This is a genomic window from Streptomyces calvus (assembly GCF_006782915.1).
Classification (GTDB): Bacteria; Actinomycetota; Actinomycetes; order Streptomycetales; family Streptomycetaceae; genus Streptomyces; species Streptomyces calvus.
Map to the genome: position 1 here is coordinate 50,227 of NZ_VCNP01000027.1, position 19,005 is coordinate 69,231.

A 19,005-nucleotide genomic window follows, 5' to 3' on the forward strand; every position below is an offset into this window, starting at 1 on the left:
TCACCGCGACCGCCACGTTCACACCACGGTCACTGCGCGGAATCCGCACCGGATGCGGAGTCCGGCCCCGTGCCGCCGCGCTCGGCCACCAGGGCGGCGGCCTCCTCGCGCAGGTCGCGGCGGAGCTCCTTCGGCAGCGAGAAGATGATCGACTCCTCGGCCGCCTTGACCAGTTCGACGTCCTCGAAGCCGCGCTCGGACAGCCACTGCAGGACCTGCTCGACCAGGATCTCCGGCACCGAGGCGCCCGAGGTGACGCCGACCGTGGAGACGCCCTCCAGCCAGGCCTCGTCGATCTCGTCGGCGAAGTCCACCAGGTACGCCGCGCGGGCGCCGGCGAGCTTGGCGACCTCCACCAGACGCTTGGAGTTGGAGGAGTTGCGGGAGCCGACCACGATCACCAGGTCCGCCTCGGCGCCCATCTGCTTGACCGCGAGCTGGCGGTTCTGCGTGGCGTAGCAGATGTCGTCGCTGGGCGGGGAGATCAGCTGCGGGAACTTCTCCTTCAGCGCGTCGACGGTCTCCATGGTCTCGTCGACGGAGAGGGTGGTCTGGGACAGCCAGACGACCTTGGACGGGTCGCGCACCTCGACCTTGGCGACGTCACCGGGGCCGTCGACGAGCTGGATGTGGTCCGGGGCCTCGCCGGAGGTGCCGATGACCTCCTCGTGGCCCTCGTGCCCGATCAGGAGGATGTCGTAGTCCTCCTTGGCGAACCGGACCGCCTCCTTGTGGACCTTGGTGACGAGCGGGCAGGTGGCGTCGATGGTGGCGAGCCGGCCGCGCTCGGCCTCCTCGTGGACGACGGGGGCGACGCCGTGCGCGGAGAACATGACGATGTTGCCCGGGGGCACCTCCTCCGTCTGCTCGACGAAGATCGCGCCCTTCTTCTCCAGGGTCTGCACGACGTACTTGTTGTGGACGATCTCGTGCCGGACGTAGACGGGAGCCCCGTACTGCTCCAGGGCCTTCTCGACGGCGATCACGGCGCGGTCCACACCGGCGCAGTAGCCACGGGGGGCGGCGAGCAGGACACGGCGGCCAGGCGAAGCGGTCATGCGTCCCATCGTAAGGGCCGCGTACCAGGGGCCCGGTCACGGTGCGTTGTCGGTGGGGCGCACTACCCTCGCGGCATGGCTGTCAACACGTCTGCGGAAGCGCCCATCCCGGTCGGTGAGGTGTCCCGGCTCATCGGCGGGTGGATCGACCGGCTCGGCGCGGTGTGGGTCGAGGGTCAGATCACCCAGCTGTCGCGGCGGCCGGGCGCCGGAGTGGTGTTTTTGACGCTGCGGGACCCGTCGTACGACATCTCCGTGGGCGTGACCTGCTACCGGCAGGTGTTCGACGCCGTGGCGGACGTGGTGAGCGAGGGCGCGCGGGTGGTGGTGCACTGCAAGCCGGAGTGGTACGCGCCGCGCGGGCAGCTGTCGCTGCGGGCCGCGGAGATCCGGCCGGTGGGGGTCGGGGAGCTGCTGGCGCGGCTGGAGCAGCTGAAGAAGTCCCTGGCCCGGGAGGGTCTGTTCGCGCCGGAGCGGAAGAAGCCGCTGCCGTTCCTGCCGCAGCTGATCGGGCTGGTGTGCGGGCGGGCCTCGGCGGCCGAGCGGGACGTGCTGGAGAACGCCCGGCACCGCTGGCCGGCGGTGCGTTTCGAGGTGCGGAACGTGGCCGTGCAGGGGGTGCACGCGGTGCCGCAGGTCGTCCAGGCCGTGAAGGAGCTGGACGCGATCGACGACGTGGACGTGATCGTCGTGGCGCGGGGCGGCGGCAGCGTGGAGGACCTGCTGCCGTTCTCCGACGAGCAGGTGGTGCGGGCGGTGGCGGCCTGCCGTACGCCGGTGGTGTCCGCGATCGGGCACGAGCCGGACAGTCCGCTGCTGGACCTGGTCGCCGACCTGCGTGCCTCGACGCCGACCGACGCCGCGAAGAAGGTGGTGCCGGACGTCGGCGAGGAGTACGAGCGGGTGCGGATGCTGCGCGACCGCGCGCGGCGCTGCGTCCAGGCGCTGCTGGACCGGGAGGAGCGCGGGCTGGCCCATGCGCTGGCCCGCCCGTCGATACAGGACCCGCACCGGATGATCGACGGGCGGGCCGAGGAGGTCACGGCGCTGCTGGAGCGGGCCCGGCGCTGTGTGCGGCACCAGCTGGACCGGGCGGAGTCCGAGCTGACGCATACGCACGCGCGCGTGGTGGCCCTGTCCCCCGCCGCGACGCTGAAGCGCGGGTACGCCGTGCTGCAGCGGGCGGACGGGCACGCGGTGCGCGCGCCGGGCGAGGTGGAGGCCGGTGAGGCGTTGCGGGCGCGGGTGTCCGAGGGCGGGTTCACAGTCCGAGTCGATGCATAGGGTGGGCGGAATGACCAGCAAGACGGAGAACGGGCGGACGGCGGCGGCCGAGGCGCTCGGGTACGAGCAGGCGCGGGACGAGCTGATCGAGGTCGTGCGGCGGCTGGAGGCGGGCGGTACGACGCTGGAGGAGTCCCTCGCGCTGTGGGAGCGGGGCGAGGAGCTGGCCAAGGTGTGCCGGCGCTGGCTGGAAGGAGCGCGGGCGCGGCTGGACGCGGCGCTCGCGGAGGAGGAGGCGGCGGAGTCCGAGGGGGACGAGTAGCGCGGCGGGGCATGAAGAGCGTCCCGGGGAGCCGGTGGCGCCCGGGGCGGCGAGTGGCGGTCGAGGGCGAGCGGGTCCGGTGGTGTGTGTCGGCGGGCGCCGGGGCGGGACCGACGGGCTGTGAAGTGGATCACCACGCTCCCGATTTAGTTGAGCATTGAACTTCATCCGCGTACGGTCGACTCGTCAACAGGTTCCGTGGTCCCTGCACCGACCTCGGACCGACGTCCCCCCGAGAAGGTTCACGCATGTCTCTCGTTCTTGACCCCGCCGCCCAGGACCTGCTGTTCCGTGAGGCGCGCACCGCCAACACGTTCACCGACGAGCCGGTGACCGACGAGCAGGTGCGGGCGATCTACGACTTGGTCAAGTACGGCCCGACCGCTTTCAACCAGTCGCCGCTGCGCATCACGCTGGTCCGCTCCGCCGAGGCCCGCGAGCGCCTCGTCCCGCACCTGGCCGAGGGCAACCGGCCCAAGACCGCCGTCGCCCCGCTGGTCGCGATCCTGTCCGCGGACAACGAGTTCCACGAGGAGCTCCCCCACCTCTTCCCGCACTTCCCGCAGGCCAAGGACGCCTTCTTCAGCGAGCGCCCGGTGCGTGAGGGTGCCGCCTCGCTGAACGCCGCCCTCCAGGCCGCCTACTTCATCGTGGGTGTGCGTGCCGCGGGCCTGGCCGCCGGCCCGATGACCGGTTTCGACTTCGAGGGCGTCCGCAAGGAGTTCCTCGACGACGACCACACCCCGCTGATGATCGTCAACATCGGCCGCCCGGGCCCGGACGCCTGGTTCCCGCGTTCGCCGCGCCTGGAGTACGAACAGGTCGTCACCACCGTCTGAGACGGGCCCCGCCCTTCTGTTCGTGCGTTCACCCGGTGCCGGCGCTCACTCAGTGCGGGCGCTCACCCGGTGCGGGCGCTCACTCGGTGCGCAGCGCCTGCGCCATCGTCGTCAGCTGCCCGAACGACGCGGTGCCCGTCACCACGGTGGTCGAACCCTCGGTGCCCTCCAGGACCAGGGCGTCGTAGTGGTCGCCCTCGTAGCGCGTCCAGGTCTCGTCGCCGATGCGCTGGGTGGCGTCGGTCCTCTCGGCGCCCTGGGTGACGTCCTCGATGAACGGCCCGCGCTTGCCGGCGGACTGCTCGACCGCCACGTACTGGCCGTCGGGCGCATGGAAGCCGAGGTGCCAGGCGTCGGCGTCCTCGCCCCGGAACCGGACGGAGGTGGGCTTCCACGCCTCGGGCAGGCCCTCGGGGGCGGCCACGGGGTAGGAGGCGGCCCGGCGGGCCGTGAGGAGGTCGACGCGGTAGTCGACCCGCTGGACGGGCGGTTCGCCGTCCTCGTGCGGGATGAACAGCCAGACCACTCCCGCCGCGAGCACGATGAGAGCCAGGGACAGGATCATGTCCCGGGCCGTTTTCTGCATGCTGTTCGTTCCTGCCACGCCTCCTATCGTCGCAGGTGCCCGGTGCGCTCATCCGTGGGGGCCCCTGCTCATTCTGTCGATCTGACGATAGAGTCGTGCCCAACCCTCATCCGGCCGTCGTCGTACAGAAAGGTGCGCTCCGATGACCGAACACCATCACTTGCCGTCCGAGCTCGATGTGCCCTCCGAGGCACCCGACCGCAACCTCGCCCTGGAGCTCGTACGGGTGACCGAGGCCGCGGCGATGGCCGCGGGCCGCTGGGTAGGGCGCGGTGACAAGAACGGCGCGGACGGCGCCGCCGTGCGCGCCATGCGCACCCTGGTCTCGACCGTCTCGATGAACGGCGTGGTCGTCATCGGCGAGGGCGAGAAGGACGAGGCCCCGATGCTCTTCAACGGGGAGCGCGTGGGCGACGGCACCGGCCCGGAGTGCGACATCGCCGTCGACCCGATCGACGGCACCACGCTGACCGCCAAGGGCATGACGAACGCGATCGCGGTGCTGGCCGCCGCCGAGCGAGGCTCGATGTTCGACCCCTCGGCCGTGTTCTACATGGACAAGCTGGTCACCGGCCCGGAGGCGGCCGACTTCGTCGACATCAACGCCCCGGTCAACGTGAACATCCGCCGGGTCGCCAAGGCCAAGCGGGTCACCCCCGAGGACGTCACCGTGGTGATCCTGGACCGGCCGCGGCACGAGGGCATCATCAAGGAGATCCGGGAGACCGGCGCGCGCATCAAGCTGATCTCCGACGGCGACGTGGCCGGCTCGATCCTGGCGCTGCGCGAGGGCACCGGCATCGATCTGCTGCTCGGCGTGGGCGGCACCCCGGAGGGCATCATCTCGGCGTGCGCCGTGAAGTGCCTGGGCGGCACCATCCAGGGCAAGCTGTGGCCGAAGGACGACGAGGAGCGGCAGCGGGCGGTCGACGCGGGGCACGACCTCGACCGGGTGCTGACGACGGACGACCTGGTGTCCGGGGAGAACGTGTTCTTCGTGGCGACCGGCATCACCGACGGCGAGCTGCTGCGCGGGGTGCGGTACCGGTCGGAGACGGCCACGACCGACTCGATCGTGATGCGCTCCAAGTCGGGGACGGTGCGGCGGATCGACTCCGAGCACCGGCTGGCCAAGCTGCGGGCGTACAGCGCGATCGACTTCGACCGCGCCAAGTGACAGGCGGCCGGGCGCAGTGACTTTCGCCCGGGACGAGTGACACACGGAACGGGCCGAGTGAGACCTTCGCCGGGCCGTGTGCCGCGCGACCGGTGCGGAGTGACACGCGGCCGGGCCGTGCGACCTTCGCGCGGGCCGAGTGACACGCGGCCAAGCTGTGGCCTTCGCCCGGGCCGTGCGCCACGCGCCCCGGTCCGCCCCGGCGCCGTGAGGCGTGCGGTACTCAAGGCGCGTGCGGGCGGCTCGTGGCCGGTCGCGTGGTTCCCCGCGGGCCCGAGGCCACGGTCCCGCCCGGCGTCGAAAGGGCGCCCCCTGTGCGGAGGGGGCGCCCTGCTCGTCTGCGCGGGCGCGTGTCAGCCGGCCGCCGCGATGCGGCCGGTCGTGCGGGAAGCCTTCTTCAGCTCCATCTCGCGGCGCCTGCGCCGGGCGAGGACCACGCGGCGCTCGGCGGCGGTCAGGCCGCCCCACACGCCGTAGGGCTCGGGCTGGAGCAGGGCGTGCTCACGGCACTCGACCATCACGGGGCAGCGGGCGCAGACGCGCTTGGCCGCCTCCTCGCGGGAGAGCCGGGCGGCGGTGGGCTCCTTCGACGGCGCGAAGAACAGCCCCGCCTCGTCGCGCCGGCACACGGCCTCGGTGTGCCAGGGGGCGTCCTGGTCCCTGTCGCGGGCTGTCGCTCGCTGGGCCGGAACAGCGGCTATCTGCAGGGACGAATGCGGCGGTTGCAGCACGGTCTACTCCTGACGACGGCTTCGCGAGCTGGACGATGCCGCGGGAACCACGCGAGTGAGCCCGGCGCGTCCGGGCTGCGGCCGCGAAGGCGCCGAGGCGTCTCCGCGGCGGGGCCACGGAGGCGTTTCGGCGACGCCGCGAGAGTGCGTGCCGGGCGTGCCGGGCCCCGCGTGACTCCCGCGGCGCCCTCCTGGAGACGATGCAGCAAGCCTTACCCGATGTGCGCGCGCCTATGCACTGAGTCCCGAACGGGGCGCCCGCGTGCGCCGATGCGCCGGGGTCAGTGGCCCAGGTGCCTGCGCATGCTCCTGTCGACCTTTCGCTGCACCTTGTCGAGGATGTCCGCCACGATCTTGCCGCGCCTGGCCCGCGCCTCGACGCTGCCGAGCACCGCCCAGCCGTCGACGTAGACCACGGGCGCGTCGGGGTCGGTGGCGTCGAGCGTGTCCGTCTCGAAGTTGCCCAGCACGCCGCCGCCCATGCCGCGCAGCGACACGTTCTCCGGGACGCGGACCTCGACGCTGCCGAAGACGGCGAACGCCTTGATCACGACCTGCTGGTGGTCGAAGAGCGCCTCGCTGAGGTCGAGTTCGACGCTGCCGAAGATCGCGTAGGCGTGGATGCGGCGGCCGGTGCGCCAGCGGCCCTTGCGGGATGCGGCGCTGAAGACCGCGACCACGTTGTCGTCGGGGTCGACCGGGATCGCGCCGACGGTGGGGCGGCTCGGCGCGGAGACGGGAGCCGCGCGACGCCGGTGGGCCGCCGGCAGGTCCCGGACGAACACCTCCAGCTCTCCGGCCGTCTTGGCGGACAGCACACCCTCGACGCGCTCCGCGTGCTCGTCGGCGGTGAGCCGGCCCTCGGCGAGGGCCTCGCGCAGGAGGTCGGCGATCCGGTCCCGGTCGGCGTCGGAGGCGCGCAGCTCGTCGGGCCGCGGCGCCGTGTCCGGCTGCTGGACGTGCTTCTGAAGGTCCACGGCACCAGCGTACCCAAACGCGATAGATCGCGACTACCCCTCGGACGGACGACTCGGGACGGACAACTGAGGACAACCTCACAAGCCCGCCGCCGACGGCAGGTCCTAGGCTGGTCAGCGCCCGCCGACGGAGGCGGGCGGTCTTCCGTCGAGTGAGGAATGGGCGAGATGCCTGAGTTCGAGTACGCCGATCTGCTCCCCATGGGAGAGGACACCACCCCCTACCGGCTGGTGACCTCCGAGGGTGTTTCCACCTTCGAGGCCGACGGCCGGACCTTCCTCAAGGTGGAGCCGGAGGCGCTGCGCAAGCTCGCCGAGGAGGCGATCCACGACATCCAGCACTACCTGCGCCCGGCCCACCTCGCCCAGCTGCGCCGCATCATCGACGACCCCGAGGCGTCGGCCAACGACAAGTTCGTCGCGCTGGACCTGCTGAAGAACGCGAACATCGCGGCGGCGGGCGTGCTCCCGATGTGCCAGGACACCGGCACGGCGATCGTGATGGGCAAGCGCGGCCAGAACGTGCTGACCGAGGGCCGCGACGAGGAGGCCCTGTCCCGGGGCATCTACGACGCGTACAAGAACCTGAACCTGCGCTACTCGCAGATGGCGCCGCTGACCATGTGGGAGGAGAAGAACACCGGCTCCAACCTCCCGGCGCAGATCGAGCTGTACGCGACCGACGGCGGCGCCTACAAGTTCCTGTTCATGGCCAAGGGCGGCGGCTCGGCCAACAAGTCGTTCCTCTACCAGGAGACCAAGGCGGTCCTGAACGAGACCTCCATGATGAAGTTCCTGGAGGAGAAGATCCGTTCGCTGGGCACGGCCGCCTGCCCGCCGTACCACCTGGCGATCGTCGTCGGCGGTACGTCGGCCGAGTACGCGCTGAAGACCGCCAAGTACGCCTCCGCGCACTACCTGGACGAGATCCCCACCGAGGGCTCGCCGCTCGGCCACGGCTTCCGTGACAAGGAGCTGGAGGAGAAGGTCTTCGAGCTGACGCAGAAGATCGGCATCGGCGCGCAGTTCGGCGGCAAGTACTTCTGCCACGACGTGCGCGTGGTCCGGCTGCCGCGGCACGGCGCGTCCTGCCCGGTCGCCATCGCCGTGTCCTGCTCCGCCGACCGCCAGGCCGTCGCGAAGATCACCGCCGAGGGCGTGTTCCTGGAGCAGCTGGAGACGGACCCGGCGCGGTTCCTGCCGGAGACGACGGACGAGCAGCTCGACGCCGACGGTGACGTCGTGAAGATCGACCTGAACCAGCCGATGGACGACATCCTCGCGGAGCTCACCAAGTACCCGGTGAAGACCCGGCTGTCGCTGACCGGTCCGCTGGTCGTGGCCCGCGACATCGCGCACGCCAAGATCAAGGAGCGGCTGGACGCCGGCGAGGAGATGCCGCAGTACCTGAAGGACCACCCGGTGTACTACGCCGGGCCCGCGAAGACGCCCGAGGGGTACGCGTCGGGTTCCTTCGGTCCGACGACCGCCGGGCGCATGGACTCCTACGTGGAGCAGTTCCAGGCGGCGGGCGGCTCCAAGGTGATGCTCGCCAAGGGCAACCGCAGCAAGCAGGTCACGGACGCGTGCGGCACGCACGGCGGGTTCTACCTCGGCTCCATCGGCGGTCCGGCGGCGCGGCTGGCGCAGGACTGCATCAAGAAGGTCGAGGTCGTCGAGTACGAGGAGCTCGGCATGGAGGCGGTCTGGAAGATCGAGGTCGAGGACTTCCCGGCGTTCATCGTGGTGGACGACAAGGGCAACGACTTCTTCCAGGACCCGGCGCCGCAGCCGACGTTCACCAGCATCCCGGTGCGGGGGCCGGGGCTGGCCTAGGCGTCCGGCAGGGGCGGTGGAGGCAGCCGACGCCTCCACCGCCCCTTTCGTCTGCCGCGCCGAAGCCCGGGCGGGAGCCCTCACCGGCCCGTGACGGGCCCGCTCCGGGGCGCCGGACGGACCATCGGCGTCCGCATACCGGAATGCCTGTACTTCTTTCGGACAACCTCGCCGCCGTGCCGTTCGTTGCGTTGACTGTCCCCTCCGCCGCTGTGAGTCTTTCGCCGCTCCGACATGCCCATGCCATGTCGGGTCTTCCGTGGCTCCACCCCACAGCCACCCACCGGAGGAGACAAGGTGATACGAAGATTGGCCGTGGCGAGCGTCTCGCTCGCCGTCGTGCTCGGCTGCGGGACACTCCCCGCCGTGGCCGCCGACTCCCGACCGACCGCCGCCGCGAGCGCCGCCCCCGACGTCGACGTGACCAAGGTGAAGGCGCACCTGAACGAACTCAGCGCCATCGCCTCGCGCAACGGCGGCAACCGCCGCTCCACCGGCCAGGGATACCGCGACTCCGTCGCCTACGTGAAGGGCAAGCTCCAGGCCGCCGGATACACCGTCACCGAGCAGCCGTGCACCTCCGGCTGCACCAGCGGGGCCGGTCCCAACCTGATCGCCGAGTGGCCGCAGGGCGACGCCAACCAAGTGACCATGTTCGGCGCGCACCTCGACGGCGTCTCGGCGGGCCCCGGCATGAACGACAACGGCTCCGGCTCGGCCGCCCTGCTCGAGAACGCCCTGACCCTGGCCCAGCAGAACCCCGCCATGACCGGCCGGGTCCGCTTCGCCTGGTGGACCGACGAGGAGCAGGGCCTCAACGGCTCCGACTTCTACGTCCGTTCGCTGTCCTCGACGGAACGCGCCAAGATCAAGGCCTATTACAACTTCGACATGGTGGCCTCCGTGAACGGCGGCTACTTCATCAACCACATCACCTCCGCCGCCGCCGCGCCCATGAAGGCGTACTGGGACTCGCTGGGCCTGCAGCCCGAGGAGAACACCGAGGGCGCCGGACGCAGCGACGACTACTCCTTCGAGCAGTACGGCATCCCCACCTCCGGTTACGCCATGGGCGCCAGTGCCCGCAAGACCTCGGCGCAGGCGGCGAAGTGGGGCGGGACGGCCGGTTCCGCCTACGACCCCTGTTACCACCGGTCGTGCGACACGCTCACCAACATCAACACCACCGGCCTGGACCGCGCCTCCGACGGCATCGCGCACACCGTCTGGCAGCGGGCCGTGCGCAGCGAGACCGGCGGCTGCGACACCGCCGGCGTCGTCGGCAACGGCGGCTTCGAGAGCGGCACCGCGCCGTGGACCGGCGACACCGGCGCCATCGGCGCCCACTCGGGGCAGTCCGCGCACACAGGCACCCGGTACGCCTGGCTCGCCGGGTACGGCTCCACCCGCACCGAGTCGATCGGCCAGCAGGTGACCGTGCCGGCCGGGTGCAGCCGGGCGACGCTGACGTACTGGCTGCGCATCGACACCGACGAGACCGGCTCTACGGCGTACGACAGGTTCACCGTGAAGGCCGACGGCAGCACGCTCGCCACGCTGTCCAACGCCGACGCCTCCGGCGGCTACGTGCAGCGCTCGGTCGACCTGACGGCGTACGCCGGGCGGACCGTGACCGTGACGTTCACCGGCAGCGAGGACGCGTCCCTGCAGACGAGCTTCGTCCTCGACGACGTGAGCCTCCAGGGGAGCTGACCGCCGCACCGGTTCCGCGCCCCGCCGCCCGCGCGCGGCGGGGCGCGGCCCGCGCGGGAATACGCTCGGCCGGCACCACTGCTGTGAATCCTCGGAGGTACGACGATGACGAGCACGGACGACGACCGGCACTACCGCGTCGAGCACGACTCCATGGGCGAGGTGCGGGTCCCCGCCGACGCCAAGTGGCGGGCGCAGACCCAGCGCGCCGTGGAGAACTTCCCGGTCTCCGGGCAGCGCCTGGAACGCGCCCACATCGAGGCCCTGGCCCGCATCAAGGGCGCCGCGGCCAAGGTGAACGCCCGGCTCGGCGTGCTGGACGAGGACATCGCCGCGGCGATCCAGGAGGCGGCCGACGAGGTCGCCGACGGCCGCTGGGACGAGCACTTCCCGGTCGACGTGTTCCAGACCGGGTCCGGGACCTCCTCCAACATGAACACCAACGAGGTCCTCGCCACCCTCGCGAGCGAGCGGCTCGGACGCGACGTGCACCCCAACGACCACGTCAACGCCTCGCAGTCGTCCAACGACGTCTTCCCGTCGTCCATCCACATCGCCGCCACCGCCGCCGTCACCCGTGACCTGATCCCGGCCCTTGAGCACCTCGCGGCCGCGCTGGAGCGCAAGGCCGCGGAGTTCGCCGACGTGGTGAAGTCCGGCCGTACGCACCTGATGGACGCCACGCCCGTGACCCTGGGCCAGGAGTTCGGCGGCTACGCCGCCCAGGTCCGCTACGGCGTCGAGCGGCTTGTCGCCTCCCTGCCGCGCCTGGCCGAGCTGCCGCTGGGCGGCACCGCCGTCGGCACCGGCATCAACACCCCGCCGGGCTTCTCCGCCGCCGTCATCGAGGAGGTCGCCCGGGCCACCGGACTGCCGCTGACCGAGGCGCGCGACCACTTCGAGGCGCAGGGCGCCCGGGACGGCATCGTGGAGACCAGCGGCCAGCTGCGCACCGTCGCGGTCGGCCTGACGAAGATCGCCAACGACCTGCGGTGGATGGCCTCCGGGCCGCGCACCGGTCTGGCCGAGATCAGCCTGCCCGACCTCCAGCCCGGCTCCTCGATCATGCCCGGCAAGGTCAACCCGGTCGTCCCGGAGGCCGTGCTCATGGTGTGCGCGCAGGTCGTCGGCAACGACGCGACCGTCGCCACGGCCGGCGCCGCCGGCAACTTCGAACTCAACGTGATGCTGCCGGTCATCGCGAAGAACGTGCTGGAGTCGGTGCGGCTGCTGGCCAACGTCTCGCGGCTGCTCGCCGACCGCACGGTCGACGGGATCGTCGCCCACCGCGAACGGGCCCGCGAGTACGCCGAGTCGTCGCCGTCCGTCGTCACCCCGCTCAACAAGTACATCGGCTACGAGGAGGCCGCGAAGGTCGCCAAGAAGTCCCTCGCGGAGCGCAAGACCATCCGGCAGGTGGTCCTGGAGGGCGGCTACGTCGAGCGCGGCGACCTCACCGTGGAACAGCTCGACCGGGCGCTCGACGTCCTGCGGATGACACGCCCGTAAAGCCTCGTGCGCCGGGCGTGAACCGTGACGGCCGCCGCAGCGTCGTACCGGTGTGGTACCTAATATCTGCGCATGGCAGAGGGCGGAGCGATGGGGCGCGGGACAGCGGACGGCACGGCCGGGTTCTGGGCGCCCGGCACACACATCCTGTGGCGCTACCGGGAGAACGGCGGGGCGCGCATTCACATCGCGCGCCCCGTGACGGTGGTGCGCGACGACCCGGACCTGCTCGCCGTGTGGCTGGCGCCCGGCACCGAGTGCGTGAAGCCGGTGCTGGCCGACGGCACTCCCGTGCACCAGGAACCGCTCGGCACCCGGTACACCAAGGCGCGCACGGTGCAGCGGGACCGCTGGTTCGGCACCGGTGTGCTGAAGCTGGCCCGGCCCGGCGAGCCGTGGTCGGTGTGGCTGTTCTGGGAACCGGGCTGGCAGTTCAAGAACTGGTACGTGAACCTGGAGGAGCCGCTGACCCGCTGGGCGGGCGGGGTGGACTCCGAGGACCACTTCCTGGACATCTCCGTGCAGCCGGACCGCGGTTGGCACTGGCGGGACGAGGACGAGTTCGCCCAGGCCCGCCGGGACGGCCTGGTGGACTCCGCGCTGGCCGGTCGGGTGCGCGCGGCCGGGCGGGCCGCGGTGGCGGTGATCGAGTCCTGGGGGCCGCCGTTCCCGGACGGCTGGGAGAACTGGCGCCCGGATCCGGCGTGGACGGTACCGTCACTGCCACAGGACTGGCACCGCACTCCGGCGCATGCGTCCTCGTGAGACCCTTGCTGCGCCCCCGGTCCGGAAACGTAGGATCGTCCTCCGCAAGGGCGCGGGGCAGCAGCAACGGGCAGGACGCGCGCCGGGCTTGACCGATCGTCACCGAGGGGCGGCAGGACGTGAGCGAGGGGTACGGAAACACCGGTGCCGGCCGGGAACGGTCGGCCGGCGACACACGAACAACCTCTGACCACGCGGGAAATCCGTTCCGGGGGCAGGTAATCCGGGTATCGGAGTTTCGGCGGGACGAACCGCGCGCACGGCGTGCGCCGGACGGATGGACTCGACACGCGTGACGGAGCAGCCGACCTCCTTCGAGCGCCCGCAGCCGGGCGTGGACCCCGTGGATCCCCGCGGGGCGCTCCTGCATACCCCGCCACCGGCCCACGTGCCGGACGCGGATGCGGCCTTACCGGTGCAGAGCCGGTCCGGCGGTGAGTCCACCGCGCCCGGCGCCGCGTCCCCGGGGCCGTCGGAGACGACGTCGCCGGAGACCGTGACGCCGGACGGCGCGGACCACGACGCCGCCACCGGCCCCGAGCACTCCCAGCCGGGCGCCGGGCAGGACGCCGAACCGGACGCGCACCGGCCGCGGCCCGCACCCGAGGGCATACCGGTGCAGCCCGCCGCCGGGCCGGACCGGCCCGCGCCGGCACCCGACGGGCAGGAGCGCCGCACCGGGCAGGTCAGCCGTCCCGGAAGGCCGACGCCGATGCGGCGGGACGGGGACCGGCTGCGGTTCGTCGGCGCCGCGACCCGGCGGATCGCCCGCGGTATCGACCTGGACGAGATCGTGATGGGGCTGTGCCGGGCGACCGTGCCCACCTTCTCCGACGCGATCTTGGTCTATCTGCGCGACCCGCTGCCCGTCGGCGACGAGCGGCCCACCGGCCCGCTGATGCTGCGGCTGCGCCGCACCGACCGGATCCCGCCGGAGCGGGACACCGAGGGCGGGTTCACGCCGGTCGCCCCGCCGGAGCCGAACGAGCTGGACTCGGTCGGCGCGGAGCTGTGCACGGTCCGGCCCGGCAGCGCGCTCGCCGAGGTGCTGCGCGGCGTGCGGCCGGTGTTCACGGACGGGGCGGCCGCCCGCGCCGCGCTGCCCGAACTCCTCGGCGAGGACGGCGCGTGCGCCGTGCCCGAGGGCCAGCGGGCGATCCTCGCGCCGCTGCGCGGCCGGCGCCGGGTGATCGGCGCGGCGCTGTTCCTGCGCCGTCCCGAACGCATCCCGTTCGAGGCCGACGACCTGCTGGTCGCCGCGCAGCTCGCCACGCACAGCGCCCTCGGCATCGACAAGGCGGTGCTGTACGGGCGGGAGGCGTACATCGCCGACGAGTTGCAGCGCACCATGCTGCCGGAGCACCTGCCGCGCTGCACCGGTGTGCGGCTGGCGACGCGCTACCTGCCGGCCGCGGAGACCGCGCGGGTCGGCGGCGACTGGTACGACGCGATTCCGCTGCCCGGCAGCCGGGTCGCGCTGGTCGTCGGCGACGTCATGGGGCACTCCATGACGTCCGCGGCGATCATGGGCCAGCTGCGCACCACCGCGCAGACCCTCGCCGGGCTCGACCTGCCGCCGCAGGAGGTGCTGCACCACCTCGACGAGCAGGCGCAGCGGCTCGGCGTGGACCGCATGGCGACCTGCCTGTACGCGGTGTACGACCCGGTATCGCACCGCATCACCATCGCCAACGCCGGTCATCCGCCGCCCGTCCTGCTGCACCTGGGCGGCCGGGCCGAGGTGCTGCGGGTGCCCGCGGGCGCCCCGATCGGTGTGGGCGGCGTGGACTTCGAGGCGGTGGAGCTGGACGCGCCCGCCGGGGCGACGCTGCTGCTGTACACCGACGGCCTGGTGGAGTCCCGGCTGCGGGACGTGTGGACCGGTATCGAGCAGCTGCGCGAGAAGCTCGCCGCGACGGCGCAGCTCACCGGGCCCGATCATCCGCCGCCCCTCGAGGCGCTGTGCGACGAGGTGCTGGACATGCTCGGCCCGGGTGACCGGGACGACGACATCGCCCTGCTCGCCGCCCGCTTCGACGGGATCGCGCCGAACGACGTGGCGTACTGGTTCCTGGAGCCGGAGGACGCCGCTCCCGGCCGGGCCCGCCGACTGGCCCGGCGGGCGCTGGCCCGCTGGGACCTGGAGGAGCTGAGCGACTCGGTGGAGCTGCTGGTCAGCGAGGTGGTGACCAACGCGGTGCGGTACGCGACGCGGCCGGTCACGCTGCGGCTGCTGCGCACCGACGTGCTGCGCTGCGAGGTCGGCGACGACGTGCCGCAGCTGCCGCGGCTGCGGCAGGCGCGCGCCACCGACGAGGGCGGGCGCGGCCTGTACCTGGTGAACCGGCTGGCCCGGCGCTGGGGTGCGACCCGGCTGAGCACGGGCAAGGTGGTGTGGTTCGAGCTGAACCACGGCTGAACGGCTGCAGCACGTGACGAGGGGCGCCCGGTGATCGCACCGGGCGCCCCTCGTCGTGCGCCGTCTACTCCTCCGCCTCGTCCTGCGGGTCCTCCGGGTTCTCCGGGATGCCGAACGTCGGCGGCGGGGAGGGCGGTGTGCCGGTCGGCGGCGCGGAGGTCGGCGGCTGGCTCGGCGGCTCGGACGTCGGCGTCTGCGACGGCGTCTCCGGCGGCGCCTCGGTCGTCGGCTCCTGGCTGGTCGGCTCGTCGCTCGGGGTCCCCGACGGCGTCTGCGTGTCCGTCGGCGTGCCGCTCGGCCGCACCGCGGCGCCCTGCTTGGTGTCCAGGTCGAACTCGGTGACCTCGTCCATCACGCCGAAGGTGTACGCCGCCCAGATCTCCGCGGGGAAGCCGCCGCCGTTGACGCGGGGCTGGCCGCCCGCGCCGTACATCTTGACCTGCTTGTGCGGCGGCTTGTCGTCCTCGCCGAACAGGCCGACCGAGGTCACCAGGCCGGGCGTGAAGCCGGTGAACCAGGCCGACTTGTTGTCGTCCGAGGTACCGGTCTTGCCGGCGACCTGCTGGCCGTCGCGCAGCGGGTTCTCCAGGACGGCCCTGCGCGCCGTACCGTCGTCGACCACGCCGGTCAGCACCGAGGTGACCGTGTCGGCTGCCTCGCGGCTGATGACCTGCTCGCCGATCGCTTCGGGCATGGTGATGGTCCGGCTGCGGTGCTCCGCGGACTTGACGATCGTCGGAGTGGTCTTCTTGCCGTGGTTGTCGAGCGTGGCGTAGACGCCGGCCATCTCCAGGGGGCTGGCGCCCATGGAGCCCAGGGTCTGCGCGGGCACCGCCGGGAGGTCCTCGACGTCCATGCCGAGCTTGCCCGCGGTCTCCATCACCTGCTCCATGCCGACGTCGACGCCCATCTGCGCGAAGACGGAGTTGACCGACTTGTTCATCGCCGTCTGGACGGTGATGTCGCCGTAGTTCCGGTCGTCCTCGTTCTCGGGGGCGAAGCCGACCTCCCGGCCGTCGTCCACGACCGGGCGCTCGCTGGTGCCGTCGTAGAGGGTGTCGGCCGTGATCGGTACGCCGTCCTGGGTCTCGGCGTCCTGGTCCACGGCGGCCGCGAGGATCACCGGCTTGAAGGTGGAGGCGGGCTGGTAGTCGTCGCGGGTGGCGTTGTTGGTGAAGTGCTTGACGTAGTCCACGCCGCCGTACATCGCCACGACGCCGCCGGTCTTCGGGTCCACGGAGACGGCACCGGCCTGGACGTCGGCGTCGACGTCGCGCGCCTCGGGGTCGAGCTTGCTGGTGAGCTGCTTCTTGACCGCTTCCTCGAGCGCGGCCTGCTTCTTCTTGTCGATGTTGAGCGTGAGGGTCCAGCCGCCGGCGTCGACCAGGGCGTCGGCCTGGTTCATGTCCTCGGCGGTGCCCTGTTCGACGAGTTGCTGCTTGAGCGCGTTGTTGGCCGCCTCGACCACGTACCCGGTCTGGCCCTCCATGCCCGGGGCCGGCCTGGGATCCTTCGGCACGGGGAACTCCATGCCCTGGCGCTCGGAGCGGTCCAGCCACTTCTGCTCGACCATGTTGTCCAGGACGTAGTTCCAGCGCTCCTTCGCCAGGCGCTTGCCGGTGTCGCTGGCGATGGCCCAGTCGTACTGGTTCGGCGCCTGGAGCAGCGCGGCGAGGTAGGCGCCCTGTTCGACCGTCAGGTCCTCGGCGTCGACGCGGTAGTAGGCCTGCGCGGCGGCCTGGATGCCGTAGGCGCCGCGGCCGTAGAAGCTGGTGTTGATGTACCCGGCGAGGATGTAGTCCTTGGACTTCTCCCGGTCCAGCTTCAGGGAGATGACCATTTCCTTCAGCTTGCGGGAGACGGTCCGGTCCTGCGTCAGGTAGTAGTTCTTGACGTACTGCTGGGTGATCGTGGAGCCGCCCTGCGCGCCCTTGCCGGACAGGGTGTTGAGCAGGCCGCGCGCGGTGCCGCGGATGTCGACGCCGGAGTCCTTGTAGAACGTCTTGTTCTCGGCGGCGACGAAGGTCCGCTGGACGTCCTTGGGCACCCTGGCGAGGTCGACGATCTCGCGGTTGTAGCCCTTGCGCGCCATGAGCGAGCCGTCGCTGTACTTGTAGACGTTGCCCTGCCGTTCGGCGTCGGCGTTCCCTTCCGGGATGTCGATCATCATGTACAGCACGATGAAGGCGCCCATGCCGAGCAGGCAGAGGCCGAAGAAGGTGCCGACGATCTTCTTCCAGGTGAAGAGGCGGCGTATGCCGGTGCGTCCGGCCGCGCCGGAGGAGCGGCGGCCGTGGGCTGCCGCACGGCGCCCACCGCGCTGTCGTGCGCGTCTTTCTTCCGCTCGTCCCATGCGTCCGTTCCGCTCCGCTTCGCTCGTGTGTGCTCGTCCGCCACACAGGTTCGCCGCTCAGGTCAGCTCAGAAAGCTAACACCGCCAGCCGTGACAAAGGGCTGCCGATCAGTCCTTTACGGACGTGACAATCAGCACCCGCTCCAACGGAACCGACGTTCGAGAGGGGCATGAGGTTGCCATGTACGGGTAATGTGCTATCACTTAGCTAGGCAGGTGTTAGCACCGCGCAGACCGCGCGGGCGGCACCCCGAGGAAACGGGGGACCACCCATGACCACACAGGACCCGCAGGTCACGGCCGACGTGCCCGAGATGCCGGCGCCGCGCGTGCGCGAGTTCGCGGCCCACAGCATCGGCGGCGGGCTGGCGCTGCTGCTCGGCCTGACCGGACTGCTGACAGGCGCCGCGCTGATCGCCGCGGCCACCGCGGTGGACGGGACCGGCGCCAAGGCCGCACTGATCGTCGGAGGCATCCTGGTCGCGCTCGCGGCGTTCCTCGCGATGTGCGGACTGAACATGGTGGCGCCGGGCGAGGCCCGGGTGGTGCAGCTCTTCGGCCGTTACCGGGGGACGATCCGGCAGGACGGGCTGCGCTGGGTGAACCCGTTCACCTCGCGCACGAAGATCTCCACGCGGGTGCGCAACCACGAGACGGCCGTACTGAAGGTGAACGACGCCTACGGCAACCCGATCGAACTGGCCGCCGTGGTGGTGTGGCGGGTGGAGGACACCGCCCAGGCCACCTTCGAGGTGGACGACTACGTCGAGTTCGTCTCCACGCAGACCGAGGCGGCCGTCCGGCACATCGCCATCGAATACCCCTACGACGCGCACGACGAGGACGGCCTCTCGCTGCGCGGCAACGCCGAGGAGATCACCGAGAAGCTCGCCGTCGAACTGCACGCGCGCGTGGAGGCGGCCGGCGTGCAGATCATCGAGTCCCGGTTCACGCACCTCGCGTACGCCCCCGAGATCGCCTCGGCGATGCTCCAGCGGCAGCAGGCCGGCGCGGTGGTGGCGGCCCGTCAGCAGATCGTGGAGGGCGCCGTCGGCATGGTCGAGTCGGCGCTGACCCGGATCGCCGAGCAGGACATCGTGGAACTGGACCCGGAGCGCAAGGCGGCGATGGTGTCCAACCTGATGGTGGTGCTGTGCGGCGACCGCTCCGCCCAGCCGGTCCTCAACACCGGAACGCTCTACCAGTGACGACTCCTTCCAGGGGCTCCGCCCCCCAGGGCCGGCCGCAGCGCAAGCAGGTACTGCTGCGGCTGGACCCGTCGGTGTACGAGGCGCTGGCGCGCTGGGCCAACGACGAACTGCGCTCGGCCAACGCGCAGATCGAGTTCCTGCTGCGGCGCGCGCTCGCCGAGGCGGGGAGGCTGCCGGGCAACGCCGGGCCGCCGCCCCGCCGGGGCCGGCCCCCCGGCGGTTCCGCGCCGAAGCCGCCGTCGGACTGACCGGCTCCGACCGGCCCCGGCCGACCCCGGAGCGCCG

Annotated in this window: 16 protein-coding genes; 11 read left to right on the forward strand and 5 right to left on the reverse strand. The window is 71.8% G+C overall.

The window, feature by feature from the left end:
* Positions 1 to 29: 29 nt before the first annotated feature.
* Positions 30 to 1,067: a 4-hydroxy-3-methylbut-2-enyl diphosphate reductase gene (locus FGW31_RS11890; protein WP_142193377.1), complete on the reverse strand. Its 1,038-nt coding sequence runs from the start codon at positions 1,065 to 1,067 to the stop codon at positions 30 to 32.
* A 66-nt stretch (positions 1,068 to 1,133) separates the two neighbouring features.
* Between FGW31_RS11890 and xseA the strand changes: the two genes are divergently transcribed.
* From xseA to FGW31_RS11905, 3 genes are all read left to right on the forward strand, one after another.
* Entirely contained in the window at positions 1,134 to 2,342 is a 1,209-nt protein-coding gene (gene xseA, locus FGW31_RS11895; RefSeq protein ID WP_142193378.1) for an exodeoxyribonuclease VII large subunit, read from the forward strand.
* A gap of 10 nt (positions 2,343 to 2,352) precedes the next feature.
* Positions 2,353 to 2,604: an exodeoxyribonuclease VII small subunit gene (locus FGW31_RS11900; protein ID WP_142193379.1), complete on the forward strand. Its 252-nt coding sequence runs from the start codon at positions 2,353 to 2,355 to the stop codon at positions 2,602 to 2,604.
* 248 nt (positions 2,605 to 2,852) lie between these two features.
* The gene (locus FGW31_RS11905; protein ID WP_142193380.1) at positions 2,853 to 3,443 is read left to right on the forward strand and encodes a malonic semialdehyde reductase; all 591 of its coding nucleotides are present in this window, start codon (positions 2,853 to 2,855) and stop codon (positions 3,441 to 3,443) included.
* Positions 3,444 to 3,522: 79 nt separating this feature from the next.
* On the opposite strand, the gene FGW31_RS11910 is transcribed toward FGW31_RS11905, so the two are convergent.
* Entirely contained in the window at positions 3,523 to 4,029 is a 507-nt protein-coding gene (locus tag FGW31_RS11910) for a DUF4245 domain-containing protein (RefSeq protein ID WP_142193381.1), read from the reverse strand.
* A gap of 142 nt (positions 4,030 to 4,171) precedes the next feature.
* Here FGW31_RS11910 and glpX point away from each other — a divergent pair, with 142 nt between their 5' ends.
* Positions 4,172 to 5,206, forward strand: coding sequence for a class II fructose-bisphosphatase (gene glpX / locus FGW31_RS11915; RefSeq protein WP_142193382.1), 1,035 nt, complete (start codon positions 4,172 to 4,174; stop codon positions 5,204 to 5,206).
* A 353-nt stretch (positions 5,207 to 5,559) separates the two neighbouring features.
* Here the strand turns inward: glpX and FGW31_RS11920 are convergent, their stop codons facing one another.
* Positions 5,560 to 5,937 (reverse strand): WhiB family transcriptional regulator, encoded by a 378-nt coding sequence (locus FGW31_RS11920; RefSeq protein ID WP_142193383.1) that lies wholly within the window; start codon positions 5,935 to 5,937, stop codon positions 5,560 to 5,562.
* Between the two features lie 281 nt (positions 5,938 to 6,218).
* Positions 6,219 to 6,914: a DUF1707 SHOCT-like domain-containing protein gene (locus FGW31_RS11925; protein WP_142193384.1), complete on the reverse strand. Its 696-nt coding sequence runs from the start codon at positions 6,912 to 6,914 to the stop codon at positions 6,219 to 6,221.
* A gap of 168 nt (positions 6,915 to 7,082) precedes the next feature.
* Here FGW31_RS11925 and FGW31_RS11930 point away from each other — a divergent pair, with 168 nt between their 5' ends.
* The 5 genes from FGW31_RS11930 (at position 7,083) to FGW31_RS11950 (ending at position 15,156) form a co-directional block, all read left to right on the forward strand.
* Positions 7,083 to 8,750 carry a fumarate hydratase gene (locus FGW31_RS11930; RefSeq protein ID WP_182675218.1) on the forward strand — a complete coding sequence of 556 codons (1,668 nt, stop codon included), beginning with the start codon at positions 7,083 to 7,085 and terminating at the stop codon, positions 8,748 to 8,750.
* A 297-nt stretch (positions 8,751 to 9,047) separates the two neighbouring features.
* Complete coding sequence (locus FGW31_RS11935; RefSeq protein ID WP_233288581.1) at positions 9,048 to 10,463, forward strand: M20/M25/M40 family metallo-hydrolase; 1,416 nt, start codon at positions 9,048 to 9,050, stop codon at positions 10,461 to 10,463.
* Between the two features lie 105 nt (positions 10,464 to 10,568).
* Positions 10,569 to 11,972: a class II fumarate hydratase gene (locus FGW31_RS11940; protein ID WP_142193387.1), complete on the forward strand. Its 1,404-nt coding sequence runs from the start codon at positions 10,569 to 10,571 to the stop codon at positions 11,970 to 11,972.
* Positions 11,973 to 12,044: 72 nt separating this feature from the next.
* Entirely contained in the window at positions 12,045 to 12,737 is a 693-nt protein-coding gene (gene fomD / locus FGW31_RS11945; protein WP_142193388.1) for a cytidylyl-2-hydroxypropylphosphonate hydrolase, read from the forward strand.
* Between the two features lie 277 nt (positions 12,738 to 13,014).
* Positions 13,015 to 15,156 carry a SpoIIE family protein phosphatase gene (locus tag FGW31_RS11950; protein WP_142193389.1) on the forward strand — a complete coding sequence of 714 codons (2,142 nt, stop codon included), beginning with the start codon at positions 13,015 to 13,017 and terminating at the stop codon, positions 15,154 to 15,156.
* A gap of 64 nt (positions 15,157 to 15,220) precedes the next feature.
* Here the strand turns inward: FGW31_RS11950 and FGW31_RS11955 are convergent, their stop codons facing one another.
* On the reverse strand, positions 15,221 to 17,509 hold the full coding sequence (locus FGW31_RS11955; RefSeq protein ID WP_142193390.1) for a transglycosylase domain-containing protein: 2,289 nt from the start codon (positions 17,507 to 17,509) through the stop codon (positions 15,221 to 15,223).
* A 272-nt stretch (positions 17,510 to 17,781) separates the two neighbouring features.
* Between FGW31_RS11955 and FGW31_RS11960 the strand changes: the two genes are divergently transcribed.
* Positions 17,782 to 18,717 carry an SPFH domain-containing protein gene (locus FGW31_RS11960; RefSeq protein WP_142193391.1) on the forward strand — a complete coding sequence of 312 codons (936 nt, stop codon included), beginning with the start codon at positions 17,782 to 17,784 and terminating at the stop codon, positions 18,715 to 18,717.
* Entirely contained in the window at positions 18,714 to 18,968 is a 255-nt protein-coding gene (locus tag FGW31_RS11965; RefSeq protein ID WP_142193392.1) for a type II toxin-antitoxin system antitoxin, read from the forward strand. Before FGW31_RS11960 ends, FGW31_RS11965 begins: the two co-directional genes overlap by 4 nt.
* Positions 18,969 to 19,005: the final 37 nt, after the last annotated feature.

What these genes read in the sequence shown, in the direction of transcription:
- FGW31_RS11890 (WP_142193377.1), bottom strand. Translation starts at nt 1,067, where the DNA reads ATGGGACGCATGACCGCTTCGCCTGGCCGCCGTGTCCTGCTCGCCGCC.
- xseA (WP_142193378.1), top strand. Translation starts at nt 1,134, where the DNA reads ATGGCTGTCAACACGTCTGCGGAAGCGCCCATCCCGGTCGGTGAGGTG.
- FGW31_RS11900 (WP_142193379.1), top strand. Translation starts at nt 2,353, where the DNA reads ATGACCAGCAAGACGGAGAACGGGCGGACGGCGGCGGCCGAGGCGCTC.
- FGW31_RS11905 (WP_142193380.1), top strand. Translation starts at nt 2,853, where the DNA reads ATGTCTCTCGTTCTTGACCCCGCCGCCCAGGACCTGCTGTTCCGTGAG.
- FGW31_RS11910 (WP_142193381.1), bottom strand. Translation starts at nt 4,029, where the DNA reads ATGCAGAAAACGGCCCGGGACATGATCCTGTCCCTGGCTCTCATCGTG.
- glpX (WP_142193382.1), top strand. Translation starts at nt 4,172, where the DNA reads ATGACCGAACACCATCACTTGCCGTCCGAGCTCGATGTGCCCTCCGAG.
- FGW31_RS11930 (WP_182675218.1), top strand. Translation starts at nt 7,083, where the DNA reads ATGCCTGAGTTCGAGTACGCCGATCTGCTCCCCATGGGAGAGGACACC.
- FGW31_RS11940 (WP_142193387.1), top strand. Translation starts at nt 10,569, where the DNA reads ATGACGAGCACGGACGACGACCGGCACTACCGCGTCGAGCACGACTCC.
- fomD (WP_142193388.1), top strand. Translation starts at nt 12,045, where the DNA reads ATGGCAGAGGGCGGAGCGATGGGGCGCGGGACAGCGGACGGCACGGCC.
- FGW31_RS11950 (WP_142193389.1), top strand. Translation starts at nt 13,015, where the DNA reads ATGGACTCGACACGCGTGACGGAGCAGCCGACCTCCTTCGAGCGCCCG.
- FGW31_RS11955 (WP_142193390.1), bottom strand. Translation starts at nt 17,509, where the DNA reads ATGGGACGAGCGGAAGAAAGACGCGCACGACAGCGCGGTGGGCGCCGT.
- FGW31_RS11960 (WP_142193391.1), top strand. Translation starts at nt 17,782, where the DNA reads ATGACCACACAGGACCCGCAGGTCACGGCCGACGTGCCCGAGATGCCG.